Source organism: Vibrio sp. V38_P2S17PM301, from assembly GCF_009904845.1.
Classification (GTDB): Bacteria; Pseudomonadota; Gammaproteobacteria; order Enterobacterales; family Vibrionaceae; genus Vibrio; species Vibrio proteolyticus.
The window spans coordinates 65,323-80,426 of the sequence record NZ_WXWO01000108.1 but is presented as its reverse complement, the minus strand read 5'-3'; the positions used below and the strand labels follow the sequence as shown (position 1 = coordinate 80,426).

16 protein-coding genes are annotated in these 15,104 nt (G+C 49.9%); 6 read left to right on the top strand and 10 right to left on the bottom strand.

The window, feature by feature from the left end:
• Positions 1 to 28: 28 nt before the first annotated feature.
• The gene (locus tag CAG64_RS22890) at positions 29 to 436 is read left to right on the top strand and encodes a GFA family protein (RefSeq protein ID WP_161448112.1); all 408 of its coding nucleotides are present in this window, start codon (positions 29 to 31) and stop codon (positions 434 to 436) included.
• 150 nt (positions 437 to 586) lie between these two features.
• The gene (locus CAG64_RS22885; protein ID WP_161448070.1) at positions 587 to 2,221 is read left to right on the top strand and encodes a SulP family inorganic anion transporter; all 1,635 of its coding nucleotides are present in this window, start codon (positions 587 to 589) and stop codon (positions 2,219 to 2,221) included.
• A gap of 22 nt (positions 2,222 to 2,243) precedes the next feature.
• Here the strand turns inward: CAG64_RS22885 and CAG64_RS22880 are convergent, their stop codons facing one another.
• Positions 2,244 to 2,432, bottom strand: a complete 189-nt coding sequence (locus tag CAG64_RS22880; RefSeq protein ID WP_021706219.1) for a hypothetical protein — start codon at positions 2,430 to 2,432, stop codon at positions 2,244 to 2,246.
• A gap of 415 nt (positions 2,433 to 2,847) precedes the next feature.
• Here CAG64_RS22880 and CAG64_RS22875 point away from each other — a divergent pair, with 415 nt between their 5' ends.
• The 3 genes from CAG64_RS22875 to CAG64_RS22865 all read left to right on the top strand — a co-directional run bounded on the left by CAG64_RS22875 (position 2,848) and on the right by CAG64_RS22865 (position 6,005).
• Complete coding sequence (locus CAG64_RS22875) at positions 2,848 to 4,218, top strand: YjiH family protein (protein WP_040902857.1); 1,371 nt, start codon at positions 2,848 to 2,850, stop codon at positions 4,216 to 4,218.
• Positions 4,219 to 4,450: 232 nt separating this feature from the next.
• Positions 4,451 to 4,924 carry a hypothetical protein gene (locus tag CAG64_RS22870; protein ID WP_161448072.1) on the top strand — a complete coding sequence of 158 codons (474 nt, stop codon included), beginning with the start codon at positions 4,451 to 4,453 and terminating at the stop codon, positions 4,922 to 4,924.
• Positions 4,914 to 6,005, top strand: coding sequence for a GGDEF domain-containing protein (locus CAG64_RS22865; RefSeq protein WP_161448074.1), 1,092 nt, complete (start codon positions 4,914 to 4,916; stop codon positions 6,003 to 6,005). The genes CAG64_RS22870 and CAG64_RS22865 overlap by 11 nt, the downstream gene beginning before the upstream one ends.
• Here the strand turns inward: CAG64_RS22865 and CAG64_RS22860 are convergent.
• The 7 genes from CAG64_RS22860 to CAG64_RS22830 form a co-directional block, all read right to left on the bottom strand.
• Entirely contained in the window at positions 5,999 to 6,373 is a 375-nt protein-coding gene (locus CAG64_RS22860; protein WP_161448076.1) for a hypothetical protein, read from the bottom strand. The two genes, CAG64_RS22865 and CAG64_RS22860, sit on opposite strands and share 7 nt — an antisense overlap.
• Positions 6,357 to 6,542 carry a hypothetical protein gene (locus CAG64_RS22855; RefSeq protein ID WP_161448078.1) on the bottom strand — a complete coding sequence of 62 codons (186 nt, stop codon included), beginning with the start codon at positions 6,540 to 6,542 and terminating at the stop codon, positions 6,357 to 6,359. The genes CAG64_RS22860 and CAG64_RS22855 overlap by 17 nt, the downstream gene beginning before the upstream one ends.
• Positions 6,543 to 6,655: 113 nt before the next feature.
• Positions 6,656 to 7,405: a phosphate ABC transporter ATP-binding protein PstB gene (gene pstB, locus CAG64_RS22850; protein ID WP_161448080.1), complete on the bottom strand. Its 750-nt coding sequence runs from the start codon at positions 7,403 to 7,405 to the stop codon at positions 6,656 to 6,658.
• Positions 7,406 to 7,459: 54 nt separating this feature from the next.
• A complete protein-coding gene (gene pstA / locus CAG64_RS22845; RefSeq protein WP_040902858.1) occupies positions 7,460 to 8,323 on the bottom strand; it encodes a phosphate ABC transporter permease PstA in 864 nt (287 codons plus the stop codon).
• 5 nt (positions 8,324 to 8,328) lie between these two features.
• Positions 8,329 to 9,264: a phosphate ABC transporter permease subunit PstC gene (gene pstC / locus CAG64_RS22840; RefSeq protein ID WP_021706227.1), complete on the bottom strand. Its 936-nt coding sequence runs from the start codon at positions 9,262 to 9,264 to the stop codon at positions 8,329 to 8,331.
• Positions 9,265 to 9,355: 91 nt separating this feature from the next.
• Positions 9,356 to 10,177, bottom strand: coding sequence for a phosphate ABC transporter substrate-binding protein (locus CAG64_RS22835; RefSeq protein WP_021706228.1), 822 nt, complete (start codon positions 10,175 to 10,177; stop codon positions 9,356 to 9,358).
• Between the two features lie 426 nt (positions 10,178 to 10,603).
• Positions 10,604 to 11,950: a DEAD/DEAH box helicase gene (locus CAG64_RS22830; RefSeq protein ID WP_161448082.1), complete on the bottom strand. Its 1,347-nt coding sequence runs from the start codon at positions 11,948 to 11,950 to the stop codon at positions 10,604 to 10,606.
• Positions 11,951 to 12,370: 420 nt separating this feature from the next.
• Here CAG64_RS22830 and CAG64_RS22825 point away from each other — a divergent pair, with 420 nt between their 5' ends.
• Entirely contained in the window at positions 12,371 to 12,619 is a 249-nt protein-coding gene (locus tag CAG64_RS22825; RefSeq protein WP_021706230.1) for an Lpp/OprI family alanine-zipper lipoprotein, read from the top strand.
• 113 nt (positions 12,620 to 12,732) lie between these two features.
• Here the strand turns inward: CAG64_RS22825 and CAG64_RS22820 are convergent, their stop codons facing one another.
• Positions 12,733 to 13,689 (bottom strand): L,D-transpeptidase family protein, encoded by a 957-nt coding sequence (locus tag CAG64_RS22820; RefSeq protein ID WP_021706231.1) that lies wholly within the window; start codon positions 13,687 to 13,689, stop codon positions 12,733 to 12,735.
• A 2-nt stretch (positions 13,690 to 13,691) separates the two neighbouring features.
• Positions 13,692 to 15,104, bottom strand: coding sequence for a deoxyribodipyrimidine photo-lyase (gene phrB / locus CAG64_RS22815; RefSeq protein WP_161448084.1), 1,413 nt, complete (start codon positions 15,102 to 15,104; stop codon positions 13,692 to 13,694).

The following is a 15,104-nucleotide window of genomic DNA, read 5'->3' as shown; positions in this document are numbered from 1 at the left end:
CCTTACCACAGCGAAGGTACAGAAGATGATGGAAAGTAAATGCAAAATTAGAATTGCTGACTGCAGTTGCGGTCAGGTGAATCTGGTCTGCCGCGGCGAACCGGCCCGCACTTCGCTGTGCCACTGTTTTGAGTGTCAGAAACGAACCGGCAGCGTTTTCGGTGTTCAGGCCCGTTTCGGCGCTGAGCAAGTCTCTTACAGTGGTGACATGACTGAGTATACCCGCCTGGCCGACAGTGGTGCAGAAGTCACCTACTCCTTCTGTCCGCGTTGCAGCACCACAATGCTGATGCGATTGAGTGCCCTGCCGGACATGCTTGTCATTCCCGTCGGTGTCTTTAACCAGCTCGACTTTGCGCCACCGAGTTTCAGCGTGTATGAGGAGCGTAAACAAGGATGGGTGCAGTTTGACTGCCAAATCGAATACGACCGTTGACCACATTAGCGGCAAAGTAAAACATGATCCAGCTCATCACGGGCTGGATTTTTTGTTTATGGCGCTTGATCTTCCCAGCCTCAGGATTATGATGCAATTACAATAACATTATAATGTCATTAACATGTTTTCCGTGAGGAGTAACGCACCATGTTGGCCATTCTCGAAGCCAGACAAGCCGGCCTGCTGAATAAACACCAGTGGGTCAGAAACATCATTGCCGGTGTCATCGTTGGAGTCGTCGCCCTGCCCCTTGCCATGGCCTTTGCTATCGCGTCCGGCGTCAAACCCGAACAAGGTATCTATACCTCCATCATCGCAGGCGTTTGCGTCTCACTGTTTGGGGGAAGCCGGGTTCAGATCGCCGGCCCAACCGGTGCTTTCATCGTGGTACTTTCGGGGATCACCGCGCAGTATGGCTTTGAAGGTTTACAAATTGCTACGCTGATGGCTGGCGGCATCTTGCTGCTGCTTGGGCTGGCTAAAATGGGCAGCATCATTAAATTCATCCCTGCGCCTGTGATTGTCGGCTTTACTGCCGGGATCGGTGTGATCATCTGGGTTGGACAATGGCGGGATTTTTTTGGTTTGCCTGAGATACATGGTCAGCATTTCCATCAAAAACTGTCGCAGTTATTTGAAGTCCTGCCTCAGTTTCACCTGACCACCACCCTGCTGGCATTGTTGTCGCTGGCACTGGTTCTGCTTGGTCCGAAATTGCCCGGCGTTAAGCGCGTGCCCGGGCCACTGCTGGCGTTGTTGGTCGTTACCAGCCTCCAATATCTATTTCAGTTTGACGATGTGCGAACCATCGGCTCAGCCTTTGGCGGCATTCCACAGGGGTTGCCTGAGTTTTCTCTGCCCAACGTGACCTGGGGAAAAATGATCGAATTGCTTGGACCGGCTTTTACCATCGCGATGCTCGGGTCCATTGAATCACTCCTGTCTGCTGTTGTCGCCGATGGCATGGCAGGCACACGTCACAACTCCAATCAGGAGCTGGTCGGCCAGGGCATTGCCAACATCGCGGCACCACTGTTCGGCGGGTTTGCGGCAACCGGCGCCATTGCCCGTACAGCAACCAACATTCGCAATGGCGGCAATTCCCCACTTGCAGGTGTGATTCACTCAGTGGTGCTGGTGTTGATCCTGCTGCTGCTGGCACCTCTGGCGGTCCATATTCCGCTTGCCACACTGGCCGCCATCTTGTTTGTGGTGGCATGGAACATGAGTGAAGCCCGGCATTTTATCGCGATGATCAAGCGCGCACCACGTGCAGACGTGGTGATTTTACTGATGACGTTTACTCTGACGGTCTTCGCGGATCTAGTGGTCGCGATCAACATTGGGGTGATTCTTGCCACGCTGCACTTCCTGCGCCGGATGGCAAGCAGCGTGGCCGTGCATCAAGCCAGCCACAAAGAGTTGGTGGAAGAGTTCGCGCACAAAGGATTAGGCGAGCTTCCGCCAGACGTACTGGTCTTTACCATCGACGGGCCATTTTTCTTCGCCGCCGTGGAAAATTTTGAGCAGGCACTCTCCAGTACTCACACTGAACCCAAAACACTGATCATTCGTCTGCGCTGGGTCCCGTTTATTGATATCACCGGCTTACAGGCGCTCGAAGACGTAATTCGGGCTCAGCAAAGCCAAGGCGTTACGGTGATGTTGTCCGGGGCCAACGAGCGGGTTGATAAGAAGCTGCGTAGAGCCGGAGTGGTGGGTTTGGTTGGAGAAGAACACTATTTCGCGCACATCGAACTGGCGTTGCAAGCCCTAAAATAATGCAATAAGCGGCGCAAGCCGCTTATTTTACCTGCGGGTTATTGGTCGCCCCGTCATCCAGATAGCTGACACCGTGCTTGTCCAGATAATCGCGAATCAATTGGCGAACGACTTGCGAAGGCGTGAGATCCTGCTGGGCGCACAACGACTCAAACGCTTGCTTTTTTCTTGGGTCAATCAACACGGTCAAACGCGCACTTTTCTTTTCCATTGTTCTTCACCAACATGATAATCCAATTAACATCAAATTATCATCCCCAACGCACTGCAACAACTCTGATCCGCATTTTTTGTCACGCATTTCTCATTCTGGGCGCGTTTATTTATCAGCCGCTCAACAACCATTCCTTCTGGCCTCAACGAATTAACCATACATCAATCGGTAAAAAACACATGCCTTTCAATAAAACATCGGATATATTGCAACACACTGGAAACATATTTTTAACCAAAATATGCAATCAGCACGGACTTTTCGTCTGAATAATTAACCCATTATGTTGAATAGTATTGCATCCGATTACAAATGCAGATACTCTTGTCAGTAGTGAGTAATTAAGGATGTTTAGTGAATACATATGCCACGGAGTTGGCAGTAATTGACTAGCAGTAACATGAGTAACCCTATGCAAAGTAACACTCAAGCCCTAGAATCCAGCCCAGAGAAGGGCAATTTCTGGATGTTTTTCATCCCATCTCTGATCGGTGTGTTCCTGTTTATGGCACCCGTCAGTTACAACGGTGATATCACCATTCCTGTCGCCATTCTGGCGAAATCCATTCAGGCTCTGTTTGGTGACGCTCTGGTCGGCATCGTGACGGCCATTATCGCGTTTATGTCAGCCGCTTCTCTTTTGTGCAAAGTTTTCAAGCCGGCATTTGTCACTCAAAACGCATTCCTGAACGGATTGTTTAACCCGACCCCACTGTGGCTGGCGGTTCGCCTTATCGGCGGCGCTGCGGTTGTCATGACGTTTTTTCAGCTCGGTCCTAAGGCGGTCTGGGAAGAAAACACGGGGGGCCTGGTTCTGGAAGGACTGTTGCCGACCCTGTTCTCCGTGTTCATTTTTGCCGGTCTGTTGCTACCGCTGCTGCTGAACTTCGGTCTGTTGGAACTGTTCGGTACCCTGCTGTCTAAAGTGATGCGTCCGGTGTTTAATCTGCCTGGCCGTAGCGCGATTGACTGTATGGCATCCTGGCTGGGTGACGGTAGTGTCGGTATCCTGCTGACCAGCAAACAGTACGAAGATAAATTCTACACCGCGCGTGAAGCGGCTGTCGTGGGGACGACCTTCTCAGCGGTGTCCATTACGTTCAGTCTGGTGGTGATTGCTCAGGTCAACCTGGAACACTTGTTCCTGCCATTTTACGGTGCGATCTGTCTGGCTGGCTTTGTGGCAGCCGTGATCATTCCTCGTCTGCCACCATTGAGCCTGAAAAAAGACAAGTTCATCGACGGCACCGCACCACACAAAGACGCTGATGCCATACCTCAAGGTCACACTACCTTCTCCTGGGGAATGGAACTGGCCCTGAACAAAGCTGGCCAGGTTAAGTCTTTCAAAGAGGTGTTTGCAGAAGGCCTGCGTAACGCGGCAGATATGGTCTTTGGTGTACTGCCCGTCGTGATGGGACTGGGAACCATTGCCCTGATCGTGGCGGAATACACCTCTGTATTTGCTTTCCTTGGCCAGCCTTTCATTCCATTCTTGGAACTGCTGGGCATTCCGGAAGCGGTACAGGCGTCACAAACCATCGTGGTCGGTTTTGCCGATATGTTTATTCCGGCGATTCTGGCGGCTTCTATCGACAGTGAGATGACGCGTTTTGTGATTGCTGCGATGTCTGTCACTCAGTTGATATACATGTCGGAAGTGGGCGCTTTGCTGCTGGGCAGCCGTATTCCGGTGAACATCTTTGAGCTGTTTCTGATTTTCATCCTGCGGACCCTGATCACGCTGCCAGTGATCGCTGGTGTTGCACACCTGATTTTCTAATCAGCACCACCACTTAATAAATTGACAAGCCCTGCCATCGTGCAGGGCTTGTTTGCTTCTGCGCTCCGGTGCACTCCATATTCCGTGACAGTGGGCTAATATCTAATACAGCGAACCTAAACTTAAGTATCAAATCTATTAATAACTCATTCCCTTGCCGGATGACTAACCTTATAATATTAGTACGTTTACCCTTTTTGGCTCGAAAGCAGATAAATCACCGGGAAAAGGCATGAAGTGGATAGCAACCGCAACTTTAATCCTACTCAGTACATTCAGCCACGCTGCCGATCTACTGATTCATATTGACGGGCGACAAGCGCAAACCGTTTCTCTGAGCCAACTGACGAACGAAGTCGACCAAGACAACATCACCACTCATCTTCCCTGGTTAACGGACAGTCACACGTTTACTGGTACGTCGGCGTCTGGACTGTTGGATTATTTGGGGGTTCGCGACGCGTATGCCATGTCGTTCATCGGCCTGAATGAATACGCCGCCACCACGACAATTGAAGAGATCGATAAATATCATCCGATTATCGCCTATTATCAGGATGGTAAACCCATGAAAGTCCGGCACAAAGGGCCATACTGGCTGCTCTTCAATGTGGACAAGTATCCGGAGACAGGCAGTGAGGTGTTCCAGACCAAAATGGTCTGGCAGATAAAAGAGATTATCGTCCATAGAAAATATGAAAAATAATGTAAAGCGCCATCCACTCTCTCCATTCGCCTATCGGGCTAAAACGTTACTTTTCGTACTGACGGGACTGCTGATCATCGCCAACCTGTACCTGCTATCCGCCACCCGGGATCTCGCCCGCTCCTACACAGATCAACAATCCGAAGCCACCTGGTTCATGTTCCAACTCAACAAAGAATTCGCCGAACTGGTCTCAGCGCTCCCCTACTCTTTGCAATCAGAACAGCAGATGCAACACACCTTGTTGCAGTACGAATTGGCCTGGAGCCGCTTTGATCTGCTGTTGTCGAGTCCGGAAGCCGGAAATTTTATGTCCATCGAAGGCACGACAGATTTTTTTACCGCGATGTTCAATAATTTCCAGGCCCTGGAAACAAAGCTGATTCACCTCAAAACTGCGCAAGATGCCACCGAACTCACCGCCGAATTCAAAAACCTGTACATCAGCATGCTGCATTACGTGAACCAGAACTTTCGACTCAGCAGTCCATTGTACGAACATCAGCGTGCGCAAGCCAATGCACTGGCACAAACACAATATATGTTGATGGCGCTGCTGTTTTGTTGCGTCGGCTTGGTGAGTTACATCCTGCATAAAGAAACTCAGTACCATAAAGATCTGGCACTGACGGATGCCTTAACGGGCATCCCAAACCGCTTATCAATGTTCAAAGCTCTGGAGAAAGAGACCAGCAGTGGCCCGTTTTGCCTCTACCTGCTCGATCTCAACGGCTTCAAAGCGGTCAACGATACCTATGGCCATCAAACCGGTGATGACGTGCTTAAACGCATTTCACACCGTCTGCGGATGCAACAAACCTTGTTGGGGTTTGAAGTTTTTCGTATGGGCGGTGACGAATTTGCGATTATCTCTCCGGCCATTGACGAAACCGAACAGACCTTAAGCGCCATTTATTCCTGTTTTGAAAAGCCGGTCACAGTAGGCAGAATGAGCCGCGTGAAGCTGTCAACCAGCGTTGGATTCGCCTGCTTCCCCGACGACTCTAAAGACATTAACCAGTTGGTGTCAGTGGCAGACAAAAGTATGTATGAAATGAAATTCAGCGGTACCCGTCACTGATCTTTTACGGACACGTAACAGTCGGTATCAATCCAGACAATCGTGCTCCGCGTCTCCCGTTGCAGGATCTGCATCCGGACCGGTAATTGAGCCAAACTGTAGCTAAAAGTAACGGACGTTTTTCCCTGAAACTGATAGCGACTCTGATCAGCCTTTTGACCACTGAGTAACAGGGTACCGTCAAACGCTGGTGACGTCTGAACTTGCAAAATAACCTGCTGCGCTGTGTGCTGGCAAGTGAAGGTGAGATTGTCACTCCGCAGGCTGTCAGCAGCGCCAGACGCAAACGCAGACGGCGTCAGCGAGAAAGTCGCAGCCCAGAGAGCCAACGTTTTAAACACGTTACTTGGCTTACTTGTGCGACGCATAAGTCACGTTTAGGTCTGAGCCCATCATAGCCACACTCTCACGGGAATCATCACTTGGCGAATCGGCGATGATAAAACCATCATCCGATGCCTTCCGTTCAATTTTAGCTCTCTTGACGCCACATTGCTGTTCGCTTTTCAGCACAAAACCGTTCGATACTTTAAGCATTTTTCTGTCTGCTATCTGGCTTAGTACTAAGCCAGATAGCAGACAGAAAAAAGCCCCTCAATGAGGGGCAAAAGTTACCATCGCTTATAGTTATAGTGTTATGCCAGTAAGGCTTAACCGAAATCACCATTAACGTAACCTTTCGTGCGGTCATCCTGCGGATCACTGAAGATCACATCGGTCGCATCATGTTCCACCAGCTCTCCCATCAGGAAGAAGGCGGTACGGTCAGAGATACGACGCGCTTGCTGCATCGAGTGGGTAACGATAACGATGGTGTAGTTCTTTTTCAGCTCTTCCATCAACTCTTCGATTTTGTGGGTCGCAATTGGGTCGAGAGCAGACGTAGGCTCATCCATCAGAATCACATCCGGTTCCATCGCGATCGTACGCGCGATACACAGACGTTGCTGCTGACCACCAGATAAGCCGAACGCATGGGATTTCAGACGATCTTTCACTTCATCCCACAATGCCGCGCCACGCAGTGAACGCTCCACCACTTCATCAATGTATTTTTTGTCTTTCACACCTTGGGCGCGCAGTCCGTACGCGACGTTTTCGTAAATACTCATTGGAAACGGGTTTGGTTTTTGGAATACCATACCAACTTTAATACGCAGGTCTGCGACATCAATGTTGCCGTAGATATCGGTGCCGTCCATCTCGAGTTTACCGGTGATTTTAACCCCTTCAATCAGGTCATTCATGCGATTGAGGCAACGCAATAACGTTGACTTACCACAACCAGACGGGCCAATCAGAGCCGTCACCTGACGCACGGGAATAGGAAGGTTAATCGCTTTCAGAGCCTGGTTTTCACCGTAGTACAGGTCCAGATTTTCAATATCAAATTTGTTCATCGTCTTAATCTCTAAATTCTGTCAATCGTGTATCGATAAATTCGTGCTGGCGGATCAGTACGTCGCTGTGTTGAAACGCTTAGCGATCAGCTTAGTCACCATATTGATGAGTAGGACCACCACAATCAGAACGGTTGCTGTGCCGTAAGCCTGATTCCATTCTTCGATGGTGAACAGCTCCGTGGTCAGTTTGTACAGGTGAACGGTCAGCGTCCGGCCTGAATCGAGCAACGAATCAGGAATACGCGCCACCATGCCCGCGGTGAGAAACACCGGCGCAGATTCACCAATTACACGACCAATACTCAGAATGACCGAGGTTAAGATACCTGGCATTGCGCTCGGCAATATGAGACGCCAGATAGTGTAGATTTTAGATGCTCCCAAACCGTAAGAGCCTTCGCGGTAAGTCTGTGGTACCGCCATCAGTGCTTCTTCTGTGGTTCGGATAATCACCGGCAGAATCAGGATACTCAGTGTCAGTGCACCTGACAAAATTGAGAAGCCCAGGCCCAGTATCGCCACGAAGAACGTCATACCAAACAGGCCAAAGATAATCGATGGGATCCCGGCCAGAGACTCGGTACAGAAGCGAATCACTTTCACCAGACGACTGCCCACTTTCGCGTATTCCGTCAGGTAAATCGCCGTCATGATCCCCATCGGAGCCGCCACTGCGATTGATGCCACCACCATGTAGATGGTTGAAATAATCATCGGGAAAATACCGTGCTCATCGCCAGTGCGTGTGTAATCGTCTGTAATGAAGTTCCAGTCGACATGCTGAAGGCCGTTAGACAGGATGTACCAGATAATCCAGAACAGGAAACCGACCGTCAGAGCGGCGGCCGCCCAGATGAAGCCCTTCAGGATGTTGTCTTTAATTTCTCGTGAACGTTTTAGTTTTGCGCGATCCATTCTCATTACCTCGCTTTTTCACGGTTCAGGTACAGCAGGGCTGCGTTCAGCATCATGATGAACACCAGCAGAACCACACCCGTAGCATACAGTGCGTTCGCGTGAACACCACTGGCGTAGGACATTTCAATCGCGATGTTCGCGGTCAGTGTCCGGGCAGAGTCCAGCAGACCTTGAGGCATCGCTGGAGCATTACCCATAACCATGATGATCGCCATGGTTTCACCCAGCGCACGACCGATCCCCAGAATCACACCCGTCATGATGCCTGAGCGGGCTGCGGGTACGAGAAGCTTGAAAATGGTGAAGATTTTGGAAGCACCCAGTGCCAGTGAACCTTCTTTGTAAGAACGTGGTACTGCGCGGATAGAGGTTTCAGATACCGTGATAACGGTTGGAAGAATCATCACACCCAGCACGATGATACCGGCCAGAATCGTGTTACCCGCCGGCACCTGAAACAGGTCTTGGATCAGAGGTACGATGATGACCAGGCCAAAGAAGCCGTAGACCACCGACGGAATGCCCGCCAGTAACTCAACCGCGGGACGAATGATGTCCGCTACCCGCTTCGGCGCAATTTCTGCGATGAAGATGGCCGTCAGAACGCCGACCGGCACCCCAACCAACACCGCCCCCAGAGTGGAGACGACAGACGCAACGATCATGGTGGCTACGCCATACAGTGCCGGTGGCAACCAGTCTTGGCCTAGCACGATACCGCTAATGCCCACTTCCTGGAAGGCCGGGATACTTTCTTTGAAAATGAAATACGCAATTACCGCAAGAGAAACGATACCGATAACCGCACTGGTAAGGAACAAGCCATGGAAGATACGCTCTTTCCAGTCAACGCGTTTTTTCGCACGCAGACCTGACTTGTTAACATGAGTCGCTTCTGTCGTATTCATAAGCTTTTCACTATTTGTCGCGATGGTCATATAAATCTCACTGCCGATTTCTTCGGTGTGGATTGGATAGAAAAGGCTCAGCCCAAACGCGGGCTGAGCAAATTAATGTATTGCCGGTGTCTTAGTGAACTGAGATGTAACCTTTAGAATCCACAATCTTCTGTGCTTCTTCAGTCAGCATCCAATCCAGGAATTTCTGAGTTTCTGCAGAAGGCTGGCCTTTCTTGTACAGAACCAAGAATGGGCGAGCCACTTTGTAAGAACCATTCTTCACGTTGTCTACAGACGCGTCAGTGCCGTCGATAGACAGTGCGTGAACAGTGTTGTCTACTGTACCCAGAGAGATGTAGCCAATTGCGTAAGGGTTTGATGCCACCATTGTTTTCAATGCACCGTTACCGTTCGCAACCTGAGCGCGTTGAGAAATAGCAGATACTTTCTTGTCTGCGATTTTCTTTTTCAGAGACATGATGTCTTCGAACGCACCACGTGTGCCCGATGCGGTATCACGAGTGATTGCAACGATTGGCTTGTCTGCACCGCCGACGTCCTTCCAGTTTGTGATGTCACCTTTGTAGATGGCGGTCACTTGCTCAGACGTCAGGCCTTTCAGGTCATTCTTAGGGTTAACAACAACGGCGATGCCGTCACGAGCAATCACTTCTTCAACCAGTGAAGGCTCTTTTTCAGAGGATTTCAGGTTACGAGAAGACATACCCAGGTCTGCGCTGCCGTTCTTCGCCGCTTTCACACCTGCGGATGAACCCGGGCCCTGAACTTCGATAAAGACTTCAGGGTTCTTCTTCATGTATGTTTCAGAGAAAACTTCCATCAGTGGAGTTACGCTGCTAGAACCCACTGCAGAGATAGTTTCTTTAGCAGAAACAGGAGTCACTGCCATTGCGCCTAGAAGTGCGATTGCACCGATTACTGTCTTTTTCATCACAATTTCCTTTAGTGGCATCATTGCCGTTGTGTTTCACTTGAACGCTGCTCACTTTAGGGTGCAAATATGACAGTTGTGTTTCACTAAATTGAAGCCTGTATGACAAATGACATTTTTGTTCTCGCGTCAGTGTTTAGGTTTCAATCAGTTAGCTATTTTTTTGACCATAAAACACTGACTTGTGACTGTCACATTTCGCGTTGAGCTACCCCAGACAGCCGGATAAACAGACACCGCTAAAGGTAGAGAACATTACTTAAATAGCACAGGTTAGCGCCAATAATGTTGGAGAGTTGATGATTGGAGAGGGAAGTTGACGGCGCCGATAACGCAAGGAAAACCATTAAGTGACGCAGTTGCGGGACCGAATACCGAGGCGCCGTTGTCACAAAAAAGGGCTGGCAAAAGCCAACCCTTTTTTGATTAATCTTCGTCAGACGACGGCGCCACTTTTTTCTTAGGAATGAATACGGCATCCCCCACGGCGACGTTCTTATAGAAACCTTTGTCACGTTTAGCTGGCTTCTTCGCCACTTTCTTCGCCTGAGGTTTGGCTTTCTTGGTGTTGGCCGTTTTACCTTTGCGGAAGTCGGGTTTACGCGGTTTCACGCCAGTAAACTTACCTTTCAGTCCTTCAAGCTCAGAGAAGGTCAAATCCTGCTGAAGATACGCTTCCACACGCTTAAAGCTGTCCCAGTCTTTTGGGCCCACCAGAGACATCGCATCACCTTTGTTACCTGCGCGGCCCGTTCGACCCACTCGGTGCACGTATTCTTCTGTGTGCTTTGGCATGTCGAAGTTGACCACATGCGTAACATTGGCGATATCCAGGCCTCGAGAGGCCACATCCGTAGTCACCAGGATCTTGTACACCGCGCGCTCGAAGCGGCTCATGATGGTGTTGCGCTGAGTTTGATTGAGGTTACCACTCAACGCCACCGCTTTGAGGTTCTTCGCGTTCAGTTTTTCGGTCAGGCGCTCGGTATCGTTACGCGTTGCGGTAAAAATGATCATCTGGCGATAATCAGACTCTTCAATCAAGCGGTCCAGGATGGCTTCTTTGTGATCTAAGTGGTCACACAAATAAAACTTCTGAGTAATGTCTTTATGCTCTTCATTCGAGACACCTACAGAAATGCGTTTCGGCGCTTGCAGCATTTCAGACGCAATACCGTTCACTTCCGCGTGATCCAGAGTGGCAGAGAACATCAACGTCTGGCGACGACGGTGTTTCGCAGCTTTGTGAATACGACGCAGCTCGGGTGCAAAACCCAGATCCAGCATCCGGTCTGCTTCATCCAGGATCAGCGTTTCCAGGCCATCCAGATACAGTGAACGATGTTCAAGATGGTCGGCCAGACGTCCTGGCGTCGCAACGATGAATTTCGGATGACGGCGCAACGCTTTAACCTGATCATTAAAGTTCTCGCCCCCAAGAATCAGTGTCGCATCGTACGACAGACCGCTGAGCATCGAACGCAGCTCATTATATACCTGTTTGGCCAATTCACGGGTTGGTGCCAGAATCAAACCACGCGGGTCTTTGGCAGAGAACGCTTTGGTCTTTAGCGATTTATGCAGCATTGGCAGAACAAACCCCAGCGTTTTACCCGAACCGGTTTTGGATGACGCCAACAGGTCTTTCCCCGCAATCGCCACAGGAATGGCTTTCTGCTGGATCTCGGTGGCCTGTTTGAAATCGAAGTGGTTAAGGGTTTTCAGTAAGCGATTGTCTAAGCCTAAATCTTTAAAGTGCAAAGTATTCTCCATCAATTTATTCGTGCCTGACAGATGCATTCTCTTACTTTCCTCAGACACAACAAAATAAAAACGCCGTATAATAGCGCGTTTTGAGACATTATAGATAGAGATCACATAAATTTTATGATGTTGGTGTATCTCTGTTTCTGTAGAGAAAAAATGCCAAAATTCTAAGTTGTTGACTACACTCAATTGTGTGTAAAGTCAGAGTAGTCAAGGGCTGGACGGGAAGTGGCCAGGTAAAACGGCATTCATCTCAACTATGAGACACCGATCGATTTATCAGCTAATTGGTTAAATTCTTGGATTTTTTTGACTTTTTACTACTATGTCTTCTGGTAAATTGAGACTACAATTTACTTCGTCACTATATGACATAAAATGTATAGGGCGAATTTTTGATACTTACTTATAAGCAAGGAGTTCATAATGAACAAAATGTTGATCGCAGCTGCAGCGTCTTCGGTACTACTTCTAGCAGGTTGTGCATCTGGTCCAGACGAAGCAACAACAGCGAAAATGGACGAGCTAAGCAACCAAGTTAGCCAACTAAGCCAAGACGTGCAGTCTCTAAAATCTGAAGTTCAAAAAACTGGTGCAGCAGCTCAGTCAGCTCAAGAAGAAGCAGCACGCGCTAACGAACGTATCGACAACATCGCTCAGTCTTACACTAAGTAAGTCTCAGTTATGTAGTAAAAAGGGCCTGATTATTCAGGCCCTTTTGCTTTTCTGCGTTAGCGGAAATAAAAAATGGTGACTCATGGGTCACCATTTTTTTATTTATCTTTCACTCACTCGGTTGGCAAAGCAAAGTCAACATCATCACCTAACGGATCCGAGTCAGCCGAATCGAAACTTGGCGGAATCACTTCGACTGGCACACCATTTTGCGCCAAAATCACCGAGCGAGCTTTGGTTTGAGGAATGTTGTGCTCCTCCATCCACCAAACCAGTTCCTGCGGCACTTTCAACTGTTTCTTACTGCCATCACTGCGGGTCAACGGTTCATGCGCTTCGACGAACACACTGCGATCCGGCTCCAGCGACATTTTGATCGGCTCATCGATCACTTTGACTTTCACGCCACGTCCAACCTGATGAAACAACCACTCAATGTCTTTCGGATCCATTCGAATACAGCCCGCGCTAACACGCATACCGATACCAAAATCCTTATTGGTGCCGTGGATCAGATAATCACCCGCGCCGTACGCCAGTCTCATCGCGTACAAACCCAGCGGGTTATCCGGACCAGCCGGTACCACGGGCGGTAATTCAACTCCTTTCGCCAGATATTCTCGGCGAATCGAAGCCGGTGGTGTCCAGGTTGGGTTGGGTCTCATCTGGCTGATGGTGGTTTCCATTTCGGGTGTATCGCGGCCAATTCGGCCTATCCCTACCGGGAAAATGTGCACCTTCTTCAGCTCTGGCTCAAAGTAATACAAGCGCAGTTCAGCCAGGTTAATCACAATACCTTCGCGTCTGACTGCCGGCAGAATAATTTCTGACGGAATCGTCAGCACATACCCGACTTGAGGAACAAAGGGGTCTACCCCTTTGTTGGCCGCCATCAGCGAAAGAAAGCCGACATCGTACTGCTTGGCGATGTCCGACATGTTTTCACCGTCTTTGACCTCGTGGTACTGCATACGGCCCACAATGTTACTCCCCTCCGGCGGAAGGTCAAAAGTCGCTGCGAACGCCGTTGAGCTCAGCAAACAACATAACGAGAGTAACTTTCGCAACATGTTCAATTATCCTTGGCTTCTTTATAGAGGCGTAAGGTTATCTCTCTTTCGGCTTTGTGATCAACTATTGGTGATGGATATGACAATGACTTTACACCCGGCCATTTCCAGGGTTGATGTATCCATTTGTCCGGAACGTCTGCTAACTCCGGTACCCATTGACGGACAAAACGCCCTGCCGTATCGAATTTTTCTCCCTGGCTGACCGGATTAAAAATACGAAAATAAGGCTGACCGTCGCAACCGGTCGACGCACACCACTGCCAACCGCCATTGTTGGCGGCGTAGTCACCGTCGATTAGTTTGCTCATGAAATATTTTTCACCTTCCCGCCAGTCGACGTGCAGATCTTTGGTCAAAAAACTCGCTACCACCATTCGTAACCGGTTATGCATCCAGCCCGTCTGGTTGAGTTGGCGCATGGCCGCATCCACAATGGGATAACCGGTACGCCCCTCCTTCCAGGCCTGCAAATGCTTTTCCGAAGACCACCATTCGAGATGACGCCCCCATGGGACAAAGTCTTCGCTACGGCTGAGTTTAGGTTCAAAATGCAGCAAATGCTGGTAGAACTCACGCCAAATAAGCTCACTCTGCCACACTTCCCTGCCTGAGCAGAGGTGGGGGTGACCATAACTGAGCCTCGCAAAACACTGACGTACCGACAGCGCCCCAATAGCAAGATACGGCGACAGTCGGCTGGTCGCATCCTGCGCCGGGAAATCGCGCACCTGATGATATTGCTCTACGGATTGTGCGCAGTAATCGCGCATGGTGTCGATCACACTGCGGGTATCAACCGGGTAAGCATTACTGCTGTGCCGCTCATAACTAAAAGGCGCCTCATTGGACAACACGTCACTGGACAGTGAACCGAGAGCCGCTGTTTGGGATGCTTTGTCGCTGCGCTTAATTGTCAGCGGGACTTCATAGAAACGCTTGAGGTAGGCTTTTTTGAAAGGGGTAAACACCTTGAAATAATTTCCCTGCTGATTCAGCACCGTCCCCGGTGGCAACGCACATTTGTCGTCATGCTGTTGGCAGTCGATCGCCACATCTGCCAACGCCTCCTGCAAATCGTTATCTCGCCGCACTTCATTAAGTTCGTATTCTTTGTTCAGGTGCACTGCGACCGCACCAAGAGTGTGTGCCCAGTGGGTCACCACCGCAACAGCATCGCTGAAACGAGCTTCTTCGGCATACAACAAAGGCACATCCAGTGCGGACAGATCGCGCTGCAATTCAAACAGACGCCGGTAAATCAGGTCTGCCTGAATCGGCGCCAAATGGTGTTCCTGCCACTGCACAGGCGTAGCCACAAAGGCTGCCACCACCGCATCTCCCGAACGGAGGGCCTGTTGAAGCGCTGTGTTGTCCTCAACACGTAAGTCGCGACGAAACCATACCAGTTGCAT

Coding starts and splice junctions, on each gene's coding strand:
- CAG64_RS22870 (WP_161448072.1), top strand. CDS start 4,451: ATGAAGTGGATAGCAACCGCAACTTTAATCCTACTCAGTACATTCAGC.
- CAG64_RS22880 (WP_021706219.1), bottom strand. CDS start 2,432: ATGGAAAAGAAAAGTGCGCGTTTGACCGTGTTGATTGACCCAAGAAAA.
- CAG64_RS22860 (WP_161448076.1), bottom strand. CDS start 6,373: ATGCGTCGCACAAGTAAGCCAAGTAACGTGTTTAAAACGTTGGCTCTC.
- CAG64_RS22835 (WP_021706228.1), bottom strand. CDS start 10,177: ATGAAAAAGACAGTAATCGGTGCAATCGCACTTCTAGGCGCAATGGCA.
- pstC (WP_021706227.1), bottom strand. CDS start 9,264: ATGACCATCGCGACAAATAGTGAAAAGCTTATGAATACGACAGAAGCG.
- CAG64_RS22825 (WP_021706230.1), top strand. CDS start 12,371: ATGAACAAAATGTTGATCGCAGCTGCAGCGTCTTCGGTACTACTTCTA.
- CAG64_RS22875 (WP_040902857.1), top strand. CDS start 2,848: ATGCAAAGTAACACTCAAGCCCTAGAATCCAGCCCAGAGAAGGGCAAT.
- pstB (WP_161448080.1), bottom strand. CDS start 7,405: ATGAACAAATTTGATATTGAAAATCTGGACCTGTACTACGGTGAAAAC.
- CAG64_RS22820 (WP_021706231.1), bottom strand. CDS start 13,689: ATGTTGCGAAAGTTACTCTCGTTATGTTGTTTGCTGAGCTCAACGGCG.
- phrB (WP_161448084.1), bottom strand. CDS start 15,104: ATGCAACTGGTATGGTTTCGTCGCGACTTACGTGTTGAGGACAACACA.
- CAG64_RS22830 (WP_161448082.1), bottom strand. CDS start 11,950: ATGGAGAATACTTTGCACTTTAAAGATTTAGGCTTAGACAATCGCTTA.
- pstA (WP_040902858.1), bottom strand. CDS start 8,323: ATGGATCGCGCAAAACTAAAACGTTCACGAGAAATTAAAGACAACATC.
- CAG64_RS22885 (WP_161448070.1), top strand. CDS start 587: ATGTTGGCCATTCTCGAAGCCAGACAAGCCGGCCTGCTGAATAAACAC.
- CAG64_RS22865 (WP_161448074.1), top strand. CDS start 4,914: ATGAAAAATAATGTAAAGCGCCATCCACTCTCTCCATTCGCCTATCGG.
- CAG64_RS22855 (WP_161448078.1), bottom strand. CDS start 6,542: ATGCTTAAAGTATCGAACGGTTTTGTGCTGAAAAGCGAACAGCAATGT.
- CAG64_RS22890 (WP_161448112.1), top strand. CDS start 29: ATGGAAAGTAAATGCAAAATTAGAATTGCTGACTGCAGTTGCGGTCAG.